Annotated in this window: 16 protein-coding genes; 12 read left to right on the top strand and 4 right to left on the bottom strand. The window is 39.4% G+C overall.

Annotated elements, in window-relative coordinates:
- The first annotated feature begins 14 nt into the window (after nucleotides 1–14).
- Nucleotides 15–1,553: a YifB family Mg chelatase-like AAA ATPase gene (locus tag F5613_RS12345; RefSeq protein WP_068186543.1), complete on the top strand. Its 1,539-nt coding sequence runs from the start codon at nucleotides 15–17 to the stop codon at nucleotides 1,551–1,553.
- 203 nt (nucleotides 1,554–1,756) lie between these two features.
- On the opposite strand, the gene F5613_RS12340 is transcribed toward F5613_RS12345, so the two are convergent.
- Complete coding sequence (locus F5613_RS12340; protein WP_246303365.1) at nucleotides 1,757–2,665, bottom strand: transposase; 909 nt, start codon at nucleotides 2,663–2,665, stop codon at nucleotides 1,757–1,759.
- Between the two features lie 154 nt (nucleotides 2,666–2,819).
- Here F5613_RS12340 and F5613_RS12335 point away from each other — a divergent pair, with 154 nt between their 5' ends.
- From F5613_RS12335 to arsB, 9 genes are all read left to right on the top strand, one after another.
- On the top strand, nucleotides 2,820–3,374 hold the full coding sequence (locus tag F5613_RS12335) for an RNA polymerase sigma-70 factor (RefSeq protein ID WP_179399963.1): 555 nt from the start codon (nucleotides 2,820–2,822) through the stop codon (nucleotides 3,372–3,374).
- A gap of 64 nt (nucleotides 3,375–3,438) precedes the next feature.
- Nucleotides 3,439–4,380, top strand: a complete 942-nt coding sequence (locus F5613_RS12330) for a FecR family protein (protein ID WP_179399962.1) — start codon at nucleotides 3,439–3,441, stop codon at nucleotides 4,378–4,380.
- A gap of 215 nt (nucleotides 4,381–4,595) precedes the next feature.
- Entirely contained in the window at nucleotides 4,596–8,093 is a 3,498-nt protein-coding gene (locus F5613_RS12325) for a TonB-dependent receptor (protein ID WP_179399961.1), read from the top strand.
- Between the two features lie 33 nt (nucleotides 8,094–8,126).
- The gene (locus tag F5613_RS12320) at nucleotides 8,127–9,881 is read left to right on the top strand and encodes a RagB/SusD family nutrient uptake outer membrane protein (RefSeq protein WP_179399960.1); all 1,755 of its coding nucleotides are present in this window, start codon (nucleotides 8,127–8,129) and stop codon (nucleotides 9,879–9,881) included.
- 53 nt (nucleotides 9,882–9,934) lie between these two features.
- Complete coding sequence (locus F5613_RS12315; RefSeq protein WP_179399959.1) at nucleotides 9,935–10,795, top strand: endonuclease/exonuclease/phosphatase family protein; 861 nt, start codon at nucleotides 9,935–9,937, stop codon at nucleotides 10,793–10,795.
- A gap of 338 nt (nucleotides 10,796–11,133) precedes the next feature.
- Nucleotides 11,134–13,173, top strand: a complete 2,040-nt coding sequence (gene metG / locus F5613_RS12310) for a methionine--tRNA ligase (protein WP_179399958.1) — start codon at nucleotides 11,134–11,136, stop codon at nucleotides 13,171–13,173.
- Between the two features lie 186 nt (nucleotides 13,174–13,359).
- On the top strand, nucleotides 13,360–13,683 hold the full coding sequence (locus F5613_RS12305; protein ID WP_179399957.1) for an ArsR/SmtB family transcription factor: 324 nt from the start codon (nucleotides 13,360–13,362) through the stop codon (nucleotides 13,681–13,683).
- Nucleotides 13,684–13,754: 71 nt separating this feature from the next.
- Entirely contained in the window at nucleotides 13,755–14,210 is a 456-nt protein-coding gene (locus F5613_RS12300; RefSeq protein ID WP_079682245.1) for an arsenate reductase ArsC, read from the top strand.
- A gap of 19 nt (nucleotides 14,211–14,229) precedes the next feature.
- Nucleotides 14,230–15,276, top strand: coding sequence for an ACR3 family arsenite efflux transporter (gene arsB / locus F5613_RS12295; RefSeq protein WP_179399956.1), 1,047 nt, complete (start codon nucleotides 14,230–14,232; stop codon nucleotides 15,274–15,276).
- 116 nt (nucleotides 15,277–15,392) lie between these two features.
- Here the strand turns inward: arsB and F5613_RS12290 are convergent, their stop codons facing one another.
- Nucleotides 15,393–17,075, bottom strand: a complete 1,683-nt coding sequence (locus F5613_RS12290) for a SulP family inorganic anion transporter (protein ID WP_179399955.1) — start codon at nucleotides 17,073–17,075, stop codon at nucleotides 15,393–15,395.
- A gap of 321 nt (nucleotides 17,076–17,396) precedes the next feature.
- Between F5613_RS12290 and rbr the strand changes: the two genes are divergently transcribed.
- Nucleotides 17,397–17,975: a rubrerythrin gene (rbr, locus tag F5613_RS12285; RefSeq protein WP_068186557.1), complete on the top strand. Its 579-nt coding sequence runs from the start codon at nucleotides 17,397–17,399 to the stop codon at nucleotides 17,973–17,975.
- A gap of 67 nt (nucleotides 17,976–18,042) precedes the next feature.
- Here rbr and nadB read toward each other — a convergent pair whose 3' ends face one another.
- The gene (nadB, locus tag F5613_RS12280; RefSeq protein WP_068186607.1) at nucleotides 18,043–19,626 is read right to left on the bottom strand and encodes an L-aspartate oxidase; all 1,584 of its coding nucleotides are present in this window, start codon (nucleotides 19,624–19,626) and stop codon (nucleotides 18,043–18,045) included.
- Between the two features lie 161 nt (nucleotides 19,627–19,787).
- On the opposite strand from nadB, the gene F5613_RS12275 reads away from it, so the two are divergent.
- Nucleotides 19,788–21,191, top strand: a complete 1,404-nt coding sequence (locus F5613_RS12275; protein WP_179399954.1) for a S41 family peptidase — start codon at nucleotides 19,788–19,790, stop codon at nucleotides 21,189–21,191.
- A 63-nt stretch (nucleotides 21,192–21,254) separates the two neighbouring features.
- On the opposite strand, the gene F5613_RS12270 is transcribed toward F5613_RS12275, so the two are convergent.
- Complete coding sequence (locus tag F5613_RS12270) at nucleotides 21,255–22,790, bottom strand: SusD/RagB family nutrient-binding outer membrane lipoprotein (RefSeq protein WP_179399953.1); 1,536 nt, start codon at nucleotides 22,788–22,790, stop codon at nucleotides 21,255–21,257.

Here is a 22,790-nt window from a genome sequence, read left to right as displayed (position 1 = left end):
TAAACCAAAACCTAATGCTAGTAAAATCATTCGCTGCCGCAGTTCAGGGTATATCAGCCACCATTGTTACCATTGAAGTAAATTGCACCAAAGGTGTAAGTTTTTTTCTTGTGGGATTGCCCGATGTGGCCGTAAGAGAAAGTCACGAACGTATCATCTCCGCTCTTCAGGTAAACGGATACAAATTCCCCGGAAACCGTGTGGTAGTCAATATGGCTCCTGCCGACATCCGAAAAGAGGGTTCCGCATATGATTTACCGTTGGCTTTAGCCATATTGGCAGCAGCCGGACAGGTGGATGGCTCTAGACTGGATCAATATCTGATGATGGGAGAACTATCCCTCGATGGGAGTCTGATGCCTATCAAAGGAGTATTACCCATAGCCATTAAGGCCAGAGAAGAAGGATTCAAGGGGTTTATACTTCCGAAACAAAATGTGCGGGAAGCGGCTGTTGTAAACAATCTGGCTGTTTACGGTGTAGAAAACATCAAAGAGGTGATTGAGTTTATCGATGGTAAACGTACTCTGGAAGCAACTCAAGTAAATACACGCGAAGAGTTTTATGCCCATCAGGAAGCCTTTATGTTTGATTTTTCTGATGTAAGAGGGCAGGAAAACGTAAAGCGTGCCCTGGAGGTAGCGGCTGCCGGCGGACATAATGCCATCATGATAGGTGCTCCCGGAAGCGGCAAGTCAATGTTGGCAAAGCGCTTGCCATCCATATTACCCCCTTTTACACTGAATGAGTCGCTGGAAACAACCAAGATACACTCCGTTGCAGGAAAACTTGGTGGGGGAACCTCCCTAATGACACAACGTCCGTTCCGTTCACCTCATCATTCCATCTCACATGTAGCCATGGTTGGGGGCGGAGCCTATCCGCAGCCGGGCGAAATCAGCTTAGCCACGAATGGAATATTGTTTCTGGATGAACTACCGGAATTTAATAGAAGCGTACTCGAGGTGATGAGGCAACCGCTGGAAGACAGGTATATCAATATATCGAGAGCAAAATTCTCTGTGAACTATCCCGCCAGTTTTATGCTTGTTGCCTCAATGAATCCCTGTCCCTGCGGCTATTACAACCATCCAGAACGCCCCTGTCTTTGTCCCCCTGGCGCAGTACAAAAGTATATGAACAAGATATCCGGACCACTTCTGGATCGCATTGATATACAGATTGAGATTGTGCCCGTCCCCTTCGAAAAGATATCAATACAGACTCCTTCAGAACCTAGTGCCCATGTACGCGAAAGGGTTATAAAAGCCAGGGCGATACAGGAAGAACGTTTTAAAGCACATCCTGGGATATACTGCAATGCACAGATGGAAACCAAACAACTCCATCAATATGCCATACCCGATGCTGCCGGAATGCAGTTATTAAAACAGGCTATGACCCGCCTGAACCTGTCTGCACGGGCTTATGATCGTATCCTGAAAGTTTCGCGTACCATAGCCGACCTGGACGGTACAGAAAAAATTGAGACACCTCATCTGGCGGAGGCCATACATTACCGCAACCTGGACCGTGAAGGATGGGGTACCTAATATATAATAAATACTTTAACTACATACCATACAGATTAAAAATAATAGTTTATTACAAGATCTGCAGTGTTATTATTAATTTAGTATATTTGAATTTTATTCATAGAATATATATATCTTTCTTTATCTGTAAGGCGCTAATAAGCGTTTTGCTATTGGTTAATATATAATGCGAATCAGTATTTGACATTGATTCATTTGTTTTAAACAATTAGATAAATGAATGCGATGGCTATTTTCCCCATCGTATGTATAAGAAGTCCAGATGTTGATCTGACCTTCATCGCTCTTTGAATATTTGTTTTCTCATTCAACCAGTTGAAGAAAGACTCTATGGGTTGTCTGACTTTAGAAACAGCCGTCGAAAATAAGTCTCTGTGGGCTTTCTCTCTTTGAGTAATTACGGGCTCTTCAGCCTTAATAGCTTTTACGGGAGTTAGCATATCCAGACCTATTTCCCTGTGTTTTTCTCCCCAAAAAGAGAAATCGGAGTAGATTTTATCGGCAAAGATACTTCTATTGGTCAGGCTGTCTGCTGCTTCTGTTTTAAGTACCGTCAAATCGTTCTCTGCCGCAGATGAAAGTATCAACATCTCAGGGAATGGAATAGTTCCTTTCCTTCTGAAAGCTAACGTGTGGAGTTTCAAACCAAAGTAGTACATATTTTTGGTAGAGCAGTAGCCTTTTGTTGCAATTTCTGTAGCCACTTTTCCTGTTTTATTCTTTCCTTTGCAGGTAACAATTGGCATGGAATCGATCAGTGATGTCATATTGTCGCAATCTTCTGGTTTAAACGATGTAATGAGATGCTTTACGAGTTCATTAATTGCCTCACTTAACAGGTTCAATCGATAATTGAACGTCTGATAAGAAGGTAGACAAGGAAACCAAGAAAGCAAATATTCTTTAGTGAATGTATGTATCTCTTTGATACTGAAGTAGCGTTGATAAGCTCCACAGAACAGGTATACAGTAAGCAGTTCCTGGTCGGTGAAGATAGGAGTTGCATTATTACTGAATCTCTGACAACAAAATTTCAGTGAAGACTCATAGATATCGCAGATATACATATATATTTTTATAAGCTTAAGTTCTTTCTCCTTGGGAATCATAATTAGAAAAATGAGTGGTTTTATTCTTCTAAGATACTGATTTCCAGGGAGATTAAGAAATATTTTAATGTAATAATAAACTGTATAACAACATTTTAACTAAATGAATCAGCAAGTGATTTCAACTACTGATTCGCATATATAAAGAATTAGTATGAAAAAGACTCCTGATTTTAAGGATATTTACGAGCAGTGTTACCTTAGGTCATTCTTATTTGTAAAGTCTTACGTACATGACAAAATGGTAGCAGAAGATATTGTGGCTGAAACATTAGTAAAATATTGGCTTCTACTATCTTCAGGGGAAAAAGAGGCTTCGGAGTCTCTATTGATTACAATGCTTAAAAACAAATCCCTTGACCATATTAAACATGAAATAGTGAGAATAAATTTCATGGATACTATTACTGAATATAACCAGCGCGAGTTGGATATAAGATTATCAACACTAGAAGCCTGTGATCCAGTAGAAATATACTCAAACGAGATTCATGCCATTGTAAAAAAAACATTAGAATCTTTACCTCCTTTAACACGTAAAATATTTGAAATGAGTCGTTTCGAAAACAAATCTATCTTAGAGATTGCTGAAGCAACTAATTTAACGACAAAAGGAGTGGAGTACCATATAACGAAATCAATAAAAGAACTCCGTATTAGGCTTAAAGACTATCTTCCACTCTTGTCTTTTTATTTGTATAATTTTTAATTAAATTTTTAGGGGGTTTAATCTTTAAATCGTTATTCTAGTATAAGAATAATAAGACAATGATATGAATGAACTGTTACAGCGCTATATAAAAGGAGATATTTCAGAAGAGGATAAAAAAAAGGTTATTGAATGGCTTGATGAATCTCCTGATAATATGCGTGAATTATTTTCATTGCATAAGCTGTATGACATTAGTATATGGCATAAAAACAAATCATTACTTTCATCCATCAACAAGAAAACAAAGATCATTCGCCCTATTTATATCGAAATATTAAAGATCGCGGCAATATTTATCATTGCATTTGTATGTACCTTTTTTTGGAAGGGTAGTCAGATGGTAAATCGTACGGAAACAATGTCGCAGGTAATAAATGTACCCGCCGGCCAAAGAGCTGAATTAATTTTATCTGATGGAACCAAAGTTTGGCTTAATGCGAAAAGCTCACTTACATTTCCAACATTATTTGACGAAAACAATAGAGAAGTAATCTTGGATGGAGAAGGCTATTTTGACGTAAAAGAAAATACCAAAAAACCGTTTATTGTTAAAACCGAACAATATAATATAAAGGTTCTAGGGACCGAATTCAATGTTCAGGCCTATAAAGGAAAAGATTTATTTGAGACAGCTCTATTAAAAGGTTCTGTAGAAATTGAAGCTATAAATCATACTGAAAAAAGAACTCTTAAACCTAATGAACTTGCATTTAAGGATAAAGGCCATCTAAAAACGATTCCAATATCTCAATTTAATTATTTTCAATGGCGTGAAGGTCTAATTTGTTTTGATGATAACACAATTGCAGAATTGCTTGAAAAGTTACAGTTGTATTTTGATATAAAGATTATTGTAAATAATAAATCTATTCTGAGTCATAAGTTTTCTGGAAAGTTCAGATTTCGCGATGGAGTTGAACATGTACTAAAAACATTACAGATAAAAACGAAATTTAATTATCTCAAATCAGATGATATAGATAACACAATTATAATTTACTAACATAATACTAATCACAAACAATCCGTTGCCTATGAAATAATTACAAGTAATGAAAAAGCCGGAAAATGCTGCGAACACTCTCCGGCTTAAAGTCTATACCAGACTAAATATTAATCTAAGTACAAACTAATACAGGCTATAAAAGTATGAAAAATATCTTTTATCGGGAATACTATGTCCCATTAAAATCAAATTGCAACTATATATTTCGTATTATGAAAATCACTTTTCTTTTGATGTTTATTTTTACTGCGGGCATGTTAGCTTCGGAAGCAAATTCTCAAAATGTGAAAGTAACGATTGCTGAAAAAAACATGAATGTACGCCAATTATTAAATGAAATAGAGGAGCAGACTGATTATCTATTTATTTATAATAAAGAAGAAGTTAACCTCAATCGCAATATTGCAATCAAGGCTAAAAATAAACCTGTATCCGAAATTCTAAAAAATATATTTGAGAATACAGGGATCGTATATGCGATGGAAGGAAATAATATTGTTTTGATGAAAGAACCATTCAATGCAATACCACAGGTTATCCAGCATAAAAAAATTACTGGCATTATCACTGATGAAAAAGGAGAACCAATAATTGGGGCCAATGTTGTAGAGAAAGGGATCCAAAATGGGACAATTACGGATATAGATGGTAATTTCGCCCTTGAAGTAAATCAAAATGCTATACTAGAAGTTTCCTATATAGGTTATCTGAACAAATCAATACCCGTTGCTGATAATAAATCTTTGAGCATTATTTTGATTGAAGATACAAAAACATTAGATGAAGTTGTTGTTGTTGGCTATGGAACTCAAAAAAAAGTCAACCTGACAGGGGCTGTAAGCCAAGTAACAGCCGAAGATTTTAAGGACAGACCTATTACAAGAATGACTCAAGCCTTGCAGGGTGTTATTCCAAATTTAAATGTAACATTTGGTTCGGGAAAACCTGGCACCAGTGGATCTTTAAACATTCGAGGAAATACATCAATTAATGGAGGGTCTCCATTAGTGTTAGTTGATGGCGTTCCCGGAACGTTGGATAGGATCAACGTTAATGATGTAGAATCTGTTTCAGTATTAAAAGATGCATCAGCATCAGCCATCTATGGGGCAAGAGCTGCTTTTGGTGTAATACTTGTAACAACAAAAAGTGCAAAAGACGGCAAAACTCAGATTTCATATTCAAATAATTTTGGATGGATTACCCGATCAACCAACACAGACTTCATCACTTCGGGATATTGGAACGCAAAAATTAATGATGATGCTATGTATAATTGTTTGGGTTATCGAGCAACCAAATATTCAGACGAGGACTATGAACAGCTATTAGCTAGAGTAAATGATAAGACTGAGAATCCGGACAGACCATGGGTTGTAATAAGTAAAAATGCGAAAGGGGAAGATATGTATAGATATTATGCCAATTTTGACTGGTATAATTATTTCTATTCAAAATCAAGACCAAAACAAGAGCATAATGTAAGTATATCCGGGGCAAATGATAAGATGAAATATTTAGTGACAGGTTCTTACTCATCAGAAGACGGTGTTCTAAATATCAATACAGACAAATATCAAAGATTTAATATGAGATCCAAAGTTGAGTCTGATATTACTTCTTGGCTAAAATTTAGCAATAATACTCATTTCTTTAAATCTACATATGATTGGCACGGTCTTCCAACGAACTTTAAAGAGGTTTCGGGAAATGTAAGCAACAACCCGATATACCATTATCATGCAGCTTATGTACCTAAAAATCCGGATGGAACTTTAACCGGATATACTGGCATTAATTCTTATCCAATTGGATATGGACTGCATAACGCTCTTGAAAGTGGCAAAATGAAAGGACAGGATGCATATAATGAATTCACTACAACATTTGAATTTACTGCTAAAATATTAAAGAACCTATCTGTTACAGCAAACTATACTTATAACCAGGATCAACACGACAATATGTATAGACAGATAAAAATCAAATATTCAAAGTATCCTGGTATTATGGAATATTCATCATTAGGAGAACTGAAAGTTGATAAGCTGACTGAGGCCGTAAGTAGTAACAAATACCACGTTATCAATGCTTTTACTAACTACGAATTATCACTAGGCAAGCATTCAATTAAAGCTATGGGAGGTTTTAATCAAGAATACAAACGATACAAACTAATTTCGACCAGTGGTCAGGAGCTATTATCTGAAACACTCAATGACCTTAATTTTGTTACCGGAGAAGAATTGGTTTCTGGAGGGGCAAGTGAATGGGCATTGAGAGGTGTGTTCTACAGATTAAATTATGACTATTCTGGAAAGTATTTATTTGAAACTAGTGGGAGGTACGATGGAACATCCAGATTCCCTAAAGATAGCCGGTTTGGTTTCTTTCCATCCTTTTCAGCAGGATGGAGAATTAGCGAAGAAGGGTTCTTCGAGTCGTTAAAAGATAGAGTTAACAATTTTAAAGTGAGATATTCATACGGATCTTTAGGTAATCAGAATGTTTCTACCTATGCGTATATTTCATCAATGTCTACAGGTCAGATTAGCTATTTGGTTGACAATACGAAGTTGAACGTAGTAAATAATCCGGCCCCGGTTGCAAAAAATCTTACTTGGGAAAAATCTATTACAAATAATCTAGGAATGGATATCGATGTGTTAAATAGTAGATTATCTTTTTCTGGGGATTATTACATTAGAGACACGAAAGATATGCTTACAAAAGGCAAAGTACTACCCTCTGTTTTTGGAGCTTCCGAACCAAAAGAAAATGCAGCAGATTTAAGGACCAAAGGATGGGAACTATCTTTATCTTGGAAAGATAAGTTTGAGATAATGAACAAACCTTTTTCCTACAGTCTTACAGCTGTTTTATCTGACTATACTTCTAAAATCACTAAATTCGACAACCCATCTGGCATTCTTACTTCATATTATGAAGGTCAGCAGCTTGGTGAGATTTGGGGATATACATATGATGGATTTTTTAAAACAACCGAAGAAGCGCAAGCATGGGCAGCAATTGTTAATCAAGACAAAATAAATAAAAGAAGAGTACAGGCTCCAACTGCCGAATTAAAGAAATTACAGGCAGGAGATATTAAAATTCTTGATTTAGATGGAAGTGGAATTATTGATACCGGCGAAAATACATTAAGTAATCCGGGGGATCGCAGAGTAATAGGAAATACACAACCTCGTTATTCTTATGGTTTAAACATGTCTGCAGGTTGGAATGGATTTGATTTCTCAGCCTTATTTCAGGGGATAGGTAAACAAAACTGGTATCCATCCAACGAAGCACAAATGTTCTGGCATGTGTATGCAAGACCATATGATTCTTTTATTCCATCTAATTTTCAAAAAATGATGTGGTCTGAAGACAATCCAAATGCCTACTTCCCTTTCCTGAGAGGTTATACAGCTCAAAACTCGGAGCTTTCAGTTGCAAATAATATGTATTTACAAGATTTGGCATATTGTAAACTTCGTAACCTGACAATCGGATATACATTACCTTCCAGTCTTCTAAGTTCTTTAAAAGTCAGCAACTTAAGAGTATATGTAAGCGGTGAGAATCTGTTTACATGGACAAAACTGGATACGGATTATATTGATCCTGAAGAAACAATGGAGGATCCGGCAGCAAGAGGTTATCCAATGGGAAAAACTTTTTCCGTTGGAGCTGAAATTTCTTTTTGATAACCCAAAGTAATTCATTTAATATTTAGAAATATGAAAAAATATAAATATATATATCTATATGTCCTTATGGCTCTTTTTTCAGGATGTAATGATGATTTCCTTGAAAGATATCCATTATCCGAACTGGCTCCCGAAAACTATTTTCAGTCAGAAAATGAATTAAAAACTTATACAAATAGTTTTTACAATGCATTACCTGTTGCATTAGATATCTTCTACAACTCTCCGTACTATGCAGATGATGATGCCAGAACAACTGTACACGATGAAATAAGAGGTGTACGTGTCGTTCCAACAACGGGCGGAGGATGGACATGGACAGAATTACGAAGGATAAATTTCTTTCTGGAAAATTCTTCTAAATGTGAGGACAAATCGGTTGTTGCAAAATACAATGGATTAGCTCGTTTCTTTCGTGCATACTTTTATTTTCAAAAAATAAAACGGTTCGGAGATGTACCTTGGTATGACACAACATTATCCGTTGATGATGAAGGATTATTCAAGGCCCGAGATTCCAGAACTTTGGTTTTCGACAAAATGCTTGAAGATATAGACTTCTCAATAGCAAATCTGGAGGTAACAAAAAGTGGACAATTAATAACAAAATGGACTGCATTAGCATTAAAATCGAGGATGTGCTTATTTGAGGGAACTTTTAGGAAATATCATGGACTTGAAGGTTGGGAAAGAATTCTTGATGAATGTATTAAGGCTTCTGAAGAGTTAATGACCAAAAGTGGATACGGAATCCATACATCTTCACACCAATCAGCTTATCAAGATCTTTTTATACAAGAAGAGCCGTTGGTGAAAGAAATAATTTTAGCCAGACAATATAGTCCGGAAATACCATTTGTGCATAGTGTAAATTTTTATACATTATCTGCTTCATACGGACGTCCGGGAGTATTGCGTTCGGTTATTAACAGTTACTTGATGAAAGATGGTAGCCGTTTTACCGACATACCCAATTATAAAACAATGCAGTTCTATGAAGAAACACAAAACAGAGACCCTCGTCTTTCTCAAACAATTAGAACTCCGGGATATAAAAGAATTGGAGAAACGGTTACAAGCGTACCCGATTTTTCAACCTGTATTACAGGATATCAATATATTAAGTTTGTTTTAGAACCTAAATTTGATACCGGTAACTGTACAAACGATATGCCAATTTTCAGATATGCAGAGGTTTTATTAAATTATGCTGAAGCTAAGGCCGAAAAGGGAACAATTACTCAATCAGATATTGATAAGAGTATAAAATTACTTAGGGATCGTGTTGGCATGCCGAATCTTAATGTTGCATTTTCAAATGCAAATCCAGACCCCTATTTAGAAGGAGAATATCCCAATGTTAGTAAAGGTATTAATAAAGGTGTTATTCTTGAAATCCGTCGAGAAAGACGGATTGAACTGATACGTGAAGGGTTCAGATGGGACGACTTGCTGAGATGGAAAGAAGGAAAGCGATTAGAAAGAGTATTTTACGGTATGTATTTCCCTGGCATAGGCACCTATGATCTTGATAGGGACGGAAAAATTGACTTGGAAATATATTCTGGGAAAAAACCAGCAACAGTTCCGGGTCGACAATATCAAAAAATTGGTGAACTTGTATTGGAAAATGGAGAAGCTGGAGGTCAAATCATTACAAATCCAACCATTGAAAAACATTGGACAGAGGGTAAAGATTACTTTTACCCGATACCAACACAAGAAAGACAGCTTAACCAAAATTTGACACAAAATCCAGGCTGGGATGATGATTCAAATTTATAGAAAATTCGGGAAGTAATTTAATCTTGTTATCATGAATTCAACAATTAATTAAAATGAAAAAAATATTAACATTACTATATTTAATTCTTTTATCGTGTTCATCTTCTATTGATGCCAAGGATAATTTTAAAATATTAAGTTATAATGTACTAAAAGGTTTCCAACAAGACTCTGTTATTCAATCAACGTACAATAATTGGGTAAAGAAAATAGATCCAGACATTGTTGCTTATCAAGAAATGAATGAATTTACACAAAAAAGTCTGGAAGTATTTGCTCGCAAGTATTTTCATCCATATGCAGTTCAGTCAAAGTTGGAAGGCTTTCCAGTAGCGTTATCATCTAAAAAACCGATTGTGAATGTGCAGAAAGTTGTTGACAATATGTGGCATGCATATATATATGCGTTTGTGAATGACATCCACGTTTTTGTTATTCATTTTTCTCCATTTTCATTCGAAAAAAGAAGAGAAGAGGTCCAAATCGTTTTGGCTCATGCAGCTCTATTGCCTCCAAATGAAAAGATTGTAATTATGGGAGATTTTAATTCTCTATCATCAAATGATAAAGATGCATATGGTCCGGAATTTATTGAAAGCAGAAAAGCAACAGAAGTCGTAAATGCGCATATACGTAATCTGGATAACGGAAAGATAGACTACTCTATAACTGATTTCATGAAAAAAGCTGGTTTTAAGGATGCATATTATTTATTTAATAAGAATTTCACTCATAGTTGCCCTACACAGAAATATCAAAAGTCCAAATTTGTCCAACGAATAGATTTTATGTGGCTTAGTCCTGAATTGGCAAAATATGCTGTAAAAGCTGAGTATATATATGATGAAGACACGAGGGTAATGTCTGATCATTATCCACTTTTAGTGGAATTCGATTTTGATAATAAAAAATAGAGCTTAAAATATCTCTATCTTAATTTTAAATAGTAAGCAAGATTTTATTTCTCTAATGAGAATAAATTCTTGCTTACTTATTTTAATATATTATCAAACCTGATAACATAAGACTATCTGAATTACAAATGTATTTACCAGCCTTTTTTGAATTTATAGTCCAAAAAACAAGATATTATCTTTTAAAAAGTAGGTTATTATCCACAATATAGTTGTAATTACTATGTTTTAAGAAATTCCTACTAATGTAAGTTCTATCTTTTGATTATATAAGTTCATCATTCCATCTTTTGGTAAAATTTCTCTACCTTTGCACCTCAAAAAGAAGATTAGATGGTATGGAAAAAGAATTTAAAAGAACGCTGATAACTACGGCATTGCCTTACGCAAATGGACCGGTACATATCGGTCACCTGGCCGGAGTGTATGTTCCTGCCGATATTTATGCCCGTTACCTTCGGTTAAAAGGAGAAGATGTATTGATGATTGGTGGCTCCGACGAACATGGTGTTCCCATTGCATTAAAGGCAAAGGCCGAAGGTATAACGCCACAAGAGGTTGTGGATCGTTACCATGGTATCATCAAAAAGTCCTTCGAAGATTTTGGTATTACGTTCGATATCTATTCCCGTACCACATCAAAGACTCACAAGGAGGTTGCATCCGACTTCTTTCGTAAATTGTACGACAAGGGTGAATTTATAGAAAAAACAACCGAACAATATTACGATCCGGAAGCTAAACAGTTTTTGGCAGACCGCTACATCACCGGTACTTGTCCGCATTGCGGAAACGAACGGGCCTATGGCGACCAATGCGAAGCCTGCGGTACCTCTTTGAATGCAACAGACCTGATTAATCCCAAATCGGCTATCAGCGGAAGTGTTCCTGAAATGAAGGAGACAAAGCACTGGTATCTGCCATTGGATAAGCACGAACCATTCTTGCGCCAGTGGATTTTGGAAGACCATAAAGAGTGGAAATCCAATGTATACGGACAATGTAAGTCGTGGCTGGATATGGGATTACAGCCCCGTGCCGTAAGCCGCGATTTGGATTGGGGAATACCGGTTCCTGTAGAAGGAGCCGAAGGAAAAGTTCTGTATGTATGGTTCGATGCTCCCATCGGATATATCTCCAATACGAAGGAATTACTTCCTGAAACATGGGAAACATGGTGGAAGGATCCGGAGACTAAAATGGTGCACTTTATCGGCAAAGATAATATTGTATTCCACTGCATCGTATTCCCGGCTATGCTCAAGGCCGAAGGAAGCTACAACCTGCCGGAGAATGTTCCTGCCAACGAATTCCTCAACCTGGAAGGGGATAAAATATCCACATCCCGTAACTGGGCTGTGTGGTTGAATGAATACCTTATCGATATGCCTGGCAAACAAGATGTACTTCGGTATGTGCTAACTGCCAACGCCCCCGAAACCAAAGACAACGACTTTACCTGGAAAGATTTTCAGGCACGCAATAACAATGAGCTGGTTGCCATTTTTGGTAATTTTGTTAACCGTGCCCTGGTTCTTACTGAGAAATATTTTGGAGGAAAAGTTCCTGCATGCGGAACGCTGACGGATTACGACAAACAGACCTTGGCGGAATTTGCCGATGTAAAAGCTGCTGTAGAAAATTTACTGGACATATACCGTTTCCGCGATGCTCAGAAAGAGGCTATGAATCTGGCTCGTATCGGTAATAAATACCTGGCAGATACAGAACCCTGGAAACTTGCCAAAACAGATATGGCCCGTGTGGAAACCATCCTGAATATCGCCCTGCAGATTACGGCCAATCTTTCCATTGCATTCGAACCATTTTTACCTTTCAGCACCGTAGCTTTACGAAACATGCTGAACGTAGAGTCGTTTGGATGGGATCGTTTAGGTAGTACAGACCTGTTGAGTGCCGGACACCAGTTAGGAAAACCGGAACTTTTGTTCGAAAAGATGGAAGACAGCGTAATTGAAGCTCAGGTTCAGAAACTGCTTGATACAAAGAAAGCAAACGAAGAGGCTAATTACAAGGCAAAACCTATTCGGGCAAATGTAGAATTCGACGACTTTACGAAACTCGACATACGTGTGGGTACCATTCTGGAATGCACCAAAGTACCCAAGGCAGATAAATTGCTTCGGTTTAAGATTGACGACGGATTAGGTGCCCGTACCATCATTTCGGGTATTGCCCAACACTATGCTCCGGAAGATCTGATAGGCAAACAAGTATGCTTTATTGCCAACCTGGCTCCACGTAAGCTTAAAGGCATTGTCTCTGAAGGGATGATTCTCTCTGCCGAAAACAACGACGGAAGTCTGGCTGTTGTAATGCCTCAAAAAACCGTTAAACCCGGTAGCGAAGTAAAATAAGCAAACTTAATTCAATATAAAAAAAGGGAGGTCATATGAATGGCTTCCCTTTTTTGTTTACCCCCCAATGCCTTATACAGCTTCAACATATAAAATAAGGAAATTAAGATTCAAAAAAGAATTCCATATGATTGTATATTTTTATTCTTGTTCGTATATTTGCGAACAAGAATAAAAGATACAAAGATGAAAGACAAAAAAGATTATACACTCGAACAAGAGCAGATTGCCCGATATGCGAAAGCGTTAGGACATCCCGCCCGAATTTGCATATTGAATTTTCTGGCATCGCAGGACAACTGTTTTTTTGGTGATATCCATGAAGTATTGCCAATTGCAAAAGCCACCGTATCACAGCATCTAAGTGAACTGAAAGATGCTGGTCTGATTAAAGGAGAAATTGAAAGTCCGAAGGTCCGTTATTGCATTGATAAGGAAAACTGGGAGATAGCAAAGCAACTAATTAACAAACTTTTTAACTCAATTAATCCAAAGGAAATGTGTTGTTAATGTTTTTTTACCCCGAATGTTCGTTTAAATACGAATAAGAATTCTGAATAAAAAATCTAAAATTAAAAAATATGAAAGTTTTAATCTTATGTACAGGAAATAGTTGCCGAAGCCAGATGGCACACGGTTTTTTGCAATCGTTCGACAAAGATCTGATTGTTCGTTCGGCAGGAACAGCCGCAGCTGGCAAGCTTAATGCCGGGGCAGTGAAGGCTATGCAAGAGATTGGCATTGATATAAGTCACCATACTTCAGACCCTGTAGAAATGTATTTGAAAGAGGAATGGGATTATGTAATAACTGTATGCGGCGGAGCCAATGAATCATGCCCGATGTTTACCGGAAAAGTTAACAAACGTCTGCATATTGGCTTTGATGATCCCTCGCATGCAACAGGTACTCCGGAGTTTATTGAAAGTGAATTCCGCAGGGTACGCGACGAAATAAAAGACAGATTCTACGATTTTTACGTAAAAGACATTAAGGGAGGACTGACTCCTGAATGTTACTGCGGAAATCAAAATTAACAGACAAAAGCTTGTAGTAATGGAAAAGAATCAAGGAATAGGTTTTTTTGAACGCTACCTCACCTTATGGGTAGCAATATGTATTGTGGCAGGTATATTGATCGGTCAATACCTGCCCGTTATCCCAAGTACGCTAAGCAGATTCGAATACGCCAACGTATCGATTCCTGTTGCTATATTAATATGGCTGATGATCTATCCGATGATGCTAAAGGTCGATTTTCAGAGTGTAAAGAATGTAGGTAAAAGGCCCAAAGGAATATTGATTACCTGCGTTACCAACTGGTTGATCAAACCTTTTACCATGTTTGGCCTGGCCTGGTTTTTCTTTTACGTACTGTTCAAATCATTTATACCCGAAAATCTGGCGCACGAATACCTTGCCGGAGCAGTATTGCTTGGTGCCGCCCCTTGTACGGCTATGGTATTTGTATGGAGCTATCTGACTAAAGGAGATGCAGCTTATACTCTGGTTCAAGTGGCAGTGAACGATCTTATTATTCTGGTTGCCTTTGCTCCGATAGTTGCCTTTCTGTTAGGGATCGGGGGGATTGTTATTCCCTGGGATACACTTATATTGTCGGTTGTATTATTTGTAGTAATTCCTCTTGCAGCAGGCGTGTTAACTCGTATTTCTGTTATAAAAAAGAGAGGGGCAGATTATTTCAATAATGTTTTTGTAAAGAAATTCGATAATTATACGATTTTGGGATTATTGCTCACCTTGATTATCCTCTTTTCGTTCCAGGGTGAAACAATAACCAACAACCCGTTACATATCTTATTGATTGCCATTCCTCTCATTATACAAACCATACTTATCTTCTTTGTTGCGTACGGATGGTCTAAGGCGGCAAGGTTGTCGCACGATGTAGCGGCCCCTGCTGGAATGATCGGAGCAAGTAATTTTTTTGAGCTTGCCGTGGCCGTGGCCATATCTCTATTCGGACTACAGTCCGGAGCAGCCTTAACCACTGTTGTGGGAGTATTGGTAGAGGTCCCGGTCATGTTGCTTTTAGTGAAAATTGCCAATAATACCCGAGCCTGGTTTCCGGTTAACGCCTGATTGAATTAAATAAAGATTGTTGGTATTGAACAAATGAAAGGCGAAAAGCTTCGTCAGAAAAAGTCATAACCAGATAAATAAAAAGGTGCTTGATGGGCACCTTTTTATTTATCTGGTTATTTATGATTTACAAACTCATTTGCCTTCTGAATGGCTTCATTTATGTTGGAACAAATATTATCGTCTCCAATCTTATCGGTGAAGCCCGATTTAGTAAGAACTCCATGCACTTGCTGATTTACTCCAGAAAGGATGATGTGTATATGTTCTTTCTGAGATAAACGGAACAAGCTTTCCAGGTTATGTAATCCGGTTGAATCCATGAAGGGCACTTTGCGCATCCTGATAATACGGACTTTCGGTTTATCCCCGATAACCTTCATACTTTCGTCGAATTTATTGGCTATTCCAAAAAAGAACGGACCATCAATTTCATATACCTCAACACCTGTGGGAAGTACAAGAACACTGTCGTCGTGCATAATCTCGCCTTCATCAGACAGATCCACCACCTCTTTGGTAACCGATACCTTCGTTGTTTCTGCCACTCGACGCATAAACAAAAGCATGGCAATTAACATTCCTATCTCAATAGCAATAGTCAGATCGAATATAACCGTCAGGAAAAAAGTGGTAAGCAATACCGCCACATCACTTTTAGGATTTTTCATCAGCGAACGGAAAGTACGCCATTCACTCATGTTATAGGAAACAATGATAAGCACACCTGCCAGACATGCCATGGGAATATGTTTGGTAAGCGGACCTAGAAACAACAGGATAAGCAGTAATACGATAGCATGAACAATACCGGCTATTGGCGAACGGCCTCCATTGTTGATATTCGTCATAGTCCGTGCTATAGCTCCGGTTACAGGAATACCGCCAAAAATTGGCACTACAATATTGGCTGCACCCTGAGCAATCAATTCTGTATTGGAATTATGCTTATCGCCAGTCACCCCATCGGCAACGGTTGCGGAAAGCAACGATTCGATTGCACCTAAAATAGCTATGGTAAAGGCCGAAGGAAGCAACCGGTTGATAGTTTCCATCGAAAAAGTGATTTTCTCGGGTGCGGGCAGCGAGGCATTGATGGTGAATCGGTCGCCAATAGTTTCGATGCCCGTAATTCCTGCAAAATTCTTCATGGCATAAACAATAATCGTAACTACGACAATGGCGACCAGCGAACCCGGAATTTTCTTCGAGAAACGGGGTGTGAATACAATGATAAGGATACTTATCACACCTATAAGAAAAGGCCAGATATTAAATGACCCGAAATGTTCGAAATAAACAATCCATTTGGATATAAAATCGGCCGGGACTTTCTCGATTGACAACCCGAACAGATCTTTCATCTGTGTAGTAAAAATCGTCAGCGCAATACCGCTTGTAAATCCCACAACAATAGGATAAGGAATAAATTTGATAACGGTCCCAAGTTTAAGAACCCCCATCAGGACAAGTAAGATACCAGCTATGACAGTAGCAATGGCCAGCCCTTCTATTCCAAAATTCTGAATAATACCATAAACAATTACGATAAACGCTCCGGTTGGTCCACCGATCTGAACGGAACTACCTCCTAAAAAAGAAACAATAAAACCACCGATAATAGCCGTAACTAAACCTTTTTCGGGGCTAACACCAGATGCTATACCAAAAGCGATAGCAAGAGGCAGGGCCACAATCCCTACAATAATTCCGGCCATCAGGTCGGCCATAAACTTTTCTTTCGAATAATTTTCCAGCACAGCCAATAGCTTGGGCCGAAAATCAAACCTACTTTTCATTCTTTTTGCCTGTTAATTGATGATGCTGCAAAGGTATGAATAAAAACAACACAGATGGCCCTAATGGGTTATTCATTAGCCATCACTACATCCATAGTAAAGAAAGGTTAAACAAAACAAGCAGCATGCTTGTTAAAACACTTGAATCAATCAAGTAAGCCTTTCTTGTACATTTAAATGTTTACGATCTCTTTTTGTGAGAAAGAATTCAATCTAAATTTCCTCAGGGAGGTTGTACCTATCGATTTTTTTTTTACATTTGGGCTTGAAAGATTCAAAACCGGTATTCTCGCATTAATATTACATATATAATTTATCATTATGGAAAAAAGTATTAAAGGTACAGAAACCGAAAAGAACTTACTTAAATCGTTTGCCGGAGAATCTCAGGCAAGAAGTCGTTACACATTCTTCGCCAGCAAGGCAAAAAAAGAAGGATTCGAACAAATTGCAGCTGTTTTTGCTGAAACTGCAGAACAAGAAAAAGAGCATGCTGAACGTTTCTTCAAATTTTTAGAAGGTGGCATGGTTGAAATCACAGCCTCTTATCCTGCCGGTATCATCGGTACAACAGCCGACAACCTCGCAGCTGCTGCTGCTGGTGAAAACGAAGAGTGGACAGAACTGTATCCTGCATTTGCCGATATCGCAGAACAGGAAGGATTTAAAGCTGTTGCTGTTGCATTCCGCCAGATTGCCAAAGTAGAAGCCGAACACGAAGCTCGTTACCGCAAATTGTTAGCCAACGTAACTGAAGGCAAAGTTTTCGAAAAAGACGAAGAAATTATGTGGCAATGCCGTAACTGCGGTTGGACATTCAAGGGTAAAAAAGCACCTAAGACTTGTCCGGCTTGCGAACATGCACAATCTTACTTCGAGCCCATGAAGCAAAACTATTAATTGTTCTTTTCAACAGAAAAATCCCCCCTCAGGTGCTTACTTCGCTTGAGGGGGGATATTTATTTTATTACTCTTCGTCGGAAATTGCAATCTTATCAGGATAGTCCAGCGTATAATGCAATCCGCGGCTCTCCTTCCTTTCCATGGCCTGTCTGATTACAAGATAAGCCGTATTGATAATGTTACGTAACTCACACAACTCTTTCGACACCACCGAACGCAAAAACAGACTTTCAGTCTCTTTATACAGAATGTCCAACCGGTCGAAAGCTCTTTTCAAACGGATGTTAGAGCGGATGATACCTACATAGGTGGCCATAATCTGCTGAACCTCCTTTGCACTTTGGGTAATCAGCACCATCTCTTCCGTAAGCGAAGTTCCCTCGTCGTTCCATACAGGAATGGACTCATTGAAGTTATATCCGCTAATATGTTCCATGGCATGCTTGGCTGATGCATCCGCATAGACCACAGCTTCAATCAAAGAATTGGAAGCTAACCTGTTGGCCCCGTGCAATCCGGTGCAGGAACATTCTCCGGCAGCATACAACCGTTTGATTGACGATTGCCCGTTCAGGTCGACCTGTATACCTCCACACAGGTAATGGGCAGCCGGCGCAACAGGAATATAATCTTTGGTTATATCTAAACCCAGACTCATACATTTCTCATAAATCGTGGGGAAATGTTTTTTTGTTTCCTCGGGATCTTTGTGGGTCACATCCAGATAGACATGATCATCTCCCCTGTTTTTCATCTCCGTATCAATGGCACGGGCTACGATGTCGCGCGGGGCAAGTTCAAGTCGGCTGTCATATTTATACATAAACTCCTTACCATCCATAGTCCGAAGTTTAGCGCCATACCCACGCATGGCCTCGGTAATAAGAAATGAGGGACGATCGCCCGGATTAAATAAAGCAGTGGGATGAAACTGAACAAACTCCATATCCTTAACTGTACCCTTGGCCCGGTATACCATGGCAATACCATCACCTGTGGCAACCAGCGGATTGGTGGTGGTAAGATATACATTCCCAATACCACCCGTGGCAATCAACGTTACTTTTGAAAGGAAGGTATCCACCTTGCGCGTACGTTCATTCAGGATATATGCCCCGTAGCACTCCACATCGGGAGTCTGACGTGTCACCTCCATTCCCAGATGGTGCTGGGTAAGAATCTCTACCGCAAAATGATGGTCAAAAATTTTAATATTGGGGTGACTCTTCAACGCAAGAATAAGACTCTCCTGTATTTCGGCACCTGTATTATCCTTGTGATGCAGAATCCGGAACTCGGAATGTCCACCTTCACGGTGCAGGTCGAAATCGCCCGAAGCGGTCTTATCAAACTTAACACCCCATTCTATCAACTCTTTTATCTGAGCAGGAGCCTCTTTCACCACCTTTTCGACAGCGGCCCGGTCGCAATGCCCATCGCCGGCAATCAGTGTATCCTGAATATGCTTTTCGAAATCGTCAATGGGGTTGGTTACAGATGCTACACCTCCCTGGGCGTAATAGGTATTCGCTTCCTGTAAAGAGGTCTTGCAAATAAGGGCAACCGAACCCTTGTTGGCTACTTTCAGAGCGAAACTCATCCCGGCAATACCGGAACCAATAACTAAGTAATCGAATCTTTTTACCATCATTCTCTGATTTTAGAATGACAAAGTTAGGCATTTCCTTTGCTATTCACCCCATTTTAAAAATCTTTCGTACTTCCTTCCGGTTTTTAATTGGGCCAGCAGCTTATTCAATCCTCAAGAATAGGTATATTTGCGTCTTTCTAATTAAACCGGATAATAAAATGAATAAACGTAATAAATTATATCTCAGCCTGCTGATCTTCACGTTGGCATCCATATTCAGCTCCTGCGGCAAAGAGGAAGAGCAGCTGGTAGAAGATAATAACAATAAACAATACCCGGAGAACAGCTGGATCGAAAGGACCATGCGTAATAAATATTACTGGTACAAGGAAATGCCTGAGTTCGGATCCTTGAAATTTGATGCTGACGCTGAAACATTCTTAAAATCCTTGTTATCAACTAAAGACGGAAAAGAGGGATATTTTTATTCTTACATCGAAAGTACCACTCCGGTTACACGTGGTATCTATCAGACCACCTACAGTTACGGTTTCGACTATACGCTGTACAGGATGAGCAATACGGAATTCGTGGCACATATCCTGTATGTGGCCCCCGATTCGCCTGCTTCCCAAGCCGGCATCAAACGGGGCGACTGGATTGTAACCATGGACGGAGCTTATATTACGGAACAAAACTACAAAACATTGTATGGAGGCAAATCCATGGAACTGCAACTGGCTGTTTACAATCCGGTGTCTGATAAACTGGACGTCGGAAAGAAGGTACAGATCGATACGGCCCGCGAGATTGTGGATAACCCTGTTTACTTTAACAAAGTGATTGATTGGGGAGGCCGCAAAGTGGGCTATCTGGTGTACAACCATTTCTCTTCCGGAAAAACAGACGATGATAAAACTTTCGACAAGGATATGCTTGCCCGTTTCAAGGATTTCAAAACAGCAGGTGTCAATGAGTTTGTACTCGACCTGCGATACAACAACGGCGGGTCGCTATCTTGTGCACAGTTGCTCAGCACCATGCTGGCTCCCCAATCCGCTTTAGGGAAAACCATGTGTACACTCGAATACAATGATAAACAACGTCCGCAAAAGATAAACATAGCTCTTAATTCCTCGCTCATCGCCGATGGCGCAAACCTGAATCTGCAAACGTTGTATGTATTGGTAACCGAAACATCAGCTTCGGCCTCCGAACTGGTAATAAACAGTTTAAAACCCTACATGAACGTGGTAATCATTGGTATGCAGACCGAAGGAAAGAATGTAGGTTCGGAAACCTATACAGATGATGCATACGATTGGAAACTACATCCCATTGTTTGTAAACTGTTTAATTCGGAGAACAAATCGGATTACGAAAAGGGCTTTACACCCGACTATAAGCTGGATGAAGCCACCGAACTGGATAAATTTCTTGAATTCGGCAACACCAACGAGTTGTTGCTAAATGCGGCACTCCGTATTATCGACGGAAGCTATACCCAGACTACAACGAAATCGGCAACCTTCTTCACGCAGAATCTGCAGAAAGTTTCCGGATCATTGGATCGGAAAGCAACCCCCGGAGTGGTTATCGATATAGAAACCGGACAAGAATAAATAAAAAAAGAAAAGGCATCCTGAAGAATCATGGATGCCTTTCTTTTTACCGACTGGTGTATCTTATTTATTCCACCATACTTTCGTGTCTAGCTGATCGCCCCCTTGTTGAGCAACCGCCTTTTGGTATTGAGCCGAATTAAGCTGTACTTCGTTGTTGGGATATAACAACCGGGATGGAACAGACGAAATACCGATTGGTTCGAAGTTTTTGGTAACAGGCTGACCGTTTACAGTTCCTTTCCAAACAATATCTCCGGCTTTGATCAGGAAATTTGGATATCCGGTACGTCGATATTCGGCCCAGCCTTCGTTGCCCTGCATGAATAGAGCCACCCATTTCTGAGTCAGCACCGTCTCTTGTGAAGCAGGGGGAGCCGACTGAAGGTACGAATCTACAGCCACATTGGATATACCCCACTTCTGCATGGAAGCACGAATCCCGTTCAGGTAGTGCTGCTGATCCCAATTCTTGTATTCGGACAAGATGAACTGCACTTCGGCATACTCCATCAATACCTCCTTATAGTCGCTTTTATAAAAGGCGGCACCCGGTTTGCTTACGGAATCGGGACTAACCAAACTGGCTGTAAACATATCCATCCCGTAATACTGGCCCACATAGTTTCCTTTGCTGTTAGGTTGCGCATACACGCTCAGACGCGGATCCTGAACCGGAGATACCGCCTTCTTACCCTGCAGAAAATCTACAAACACATTACTTACAGCATAGTCGTTTCGGTTTGCCAAAGTCGTGGCTTTATAAAATGGAGCCTGGTTGGGGGCATTGGTTTCGAAAGCCAGCAATGCATTGTCATCGTTGCTTTCAAAAATAGGATACTGTGCCGGATTAGCCAGAATCTCCTTTATCCGGTTGTCTGCCTCATTCAGCTTACTCCGTACACGGTTTGCGATACGGAGACTTAGTGAATTGGCAAACTTTTTCCATTTCAGGGCATTACCTTTATATATGGCATCACCGCTTGCAAATGCGGAAGAACCCGTATTCAGTTGGTCCGAAGCCTCTTTAAGCTCTTTCAGTAAATCCGCATAGATCAATTCCTGTTTGGCATACTGGGCATAAATCACACCCTGATCCGCTTTACCGGCATCAAATGTGGCATTGGATCCGCCAAAAGAACTGTAAGGGATATCACCCCAGGTATCGGTCATCACCTGATAGGTAAACACCTTCAGGATTCGTGCAACGGCAATCTGGTTGTTGTTATCACCGTTCTGGGCAGCCTGAGCTTTAGTGGCTTCGTCTACATTAAGCCTGATAATTTCATCCAGGTTGCTCTGCGCCAGGTATAGATTCTTCCATGAATCATTCCCATTGGAACTGATCCAGTAATAGCGGTCGGCATCCGTATAGGTATTATTCGCCAACCATTGCACATAGAGGTCGGAACGACCGATCGACAGGTTGGTGGAACGTATCTCATCTACGATGCTTCTCTCCACATAAGCAATTAAACTTTGGGTAGGCACCTTCTCCGGACTGTTCGGATTCTTGTTAATTGCTTCAAAGTCGGAGCAGGAAGCCAAAAATACCAACAAGCCCGACACTATCCAATTTAGACTATTATTTCGTTTCAT

Source organism: Macellibacteroides fermentans, from assembly GCF_013409575.1.
In the GTDB taxonomy this organism is placed as follows: domain Bacteria; phylum Bacteroidota; class Bacteroidia; order Bacteroidales; family Tannerellaceae; genus Macellibacteroides; species Macellibacteroides fermentans.
Note: the sequence above shows the minus strand (reverse complement) of the source record. Positions and strands in the feature narration are given on the sequence as shown.

Bases quoted from the DNA above. Each gene is read 5' to 3' on its own strand.
- F5613_RS12345 (WP_068186543.1), top strand. From the start codon at position 15: ATGCTAGTAAAATCATTCGCTGCCGCAGTTCAGGGTATATCAGCCACC.
- F5613_RS12340 (WP_246303365.1), bottom strand. From the start codon at position 2,665: ATGATTCCCAAGGAGAAAGAACTTAAGCTTATAAAAATATATATGTAT.
- F5613_RS12335 (WP_179399963.1), top strand. From the start codon at position 2,820: ATGAAAAAGACTCCTGATTTTAAGGATATTTACGAGCAGTGTTACCTT.
- F5613_RS12330 (WP_179399962.1), top strand. From the start codon at position 3,439: ATGAATGAACTGTTACAGCGCTATATAAAAGGAGATATTTCAGAAGAG.
- F5613_RS12325 (WP_179399961.1), top strand. From the start codon at position 4,596: ATGAAAATCACTTTTCTTTTGATGTTTATTTTTACTGCGGGCATGTTA.
- F5613_RS12320 (WP_179399960.1), top strand. From the start codon at position 8,127: ATGAAAAAATATAAATATATATATCTATATGTCCTTATGGCTCTTTTT.
- F5613_RS12315 (WP_179399959.1), top strand. From the start codon at position 9,935: ATGAAAAAAATATTAACATTACTATATTTAATTCTTTTATCGTGTTCA.
- metG (WP_179399958.1), top strand. From the start codon at position 11,134: ATGGAAAAAGAATTTAAAAGAACGCTGATAACTACGGCATTGCCTTAC.
- F5613_RS12305 (WP_179399957.1), top strand. From the start codon at position 13,360: ATGAAAGACAAAAAAGATTATACACTCGAACAAGAGCAGATTGCCCGA.
- F5613_RS12300 (WP_079682245.1), top strand. From the start codon at position 13,755: ATGAAAGTTTTAATCTTATGTACAGGAAATAGTTGCCGAAGCCAGATG.
- arsB (WP_179399956.1), top strand. From the start codon at position 14,230: ATGGAAAAGAATCAAGGAATAGGTTTTTTTGAACGCTACCTCACCTTA.
- F5613_RS12290 (WP_179399955.1), bottom strand. From the start codon at position 17,075: ATGAAAAGTAGGTTTGATTTTCGGCCCAAGCTATTGGCTGTGCTGGAA.
- rbr (WP_068186557.1), top strand. From the start codon at position 17,397: ATGGAAAAAAGTATTAAAGGTACAGAAACCGAAAAGAACTTACTTAAA.
- nadB (WP_068186607.1), bottom strand. From the start codon at position 19,626: ATGGTAAAAAGATTCGATTACTTAGTTATTGGTTCCGGTATTGCCGGG.
- F5613_RS12275 (WP_179399954.1), top strand. From the start codon at position 19,788: ATGAATAAACGTAATAAATTATATCTCAGCCTGCTGATCTTCACGTTG.
- F5613_RS12270 (WP_179399953.1), bottom strand. From the start codon at position 22,790: ATGAAACGAAATAATAGTCTAAATTGGATAGTGTCGGGCTTGTTGGTA.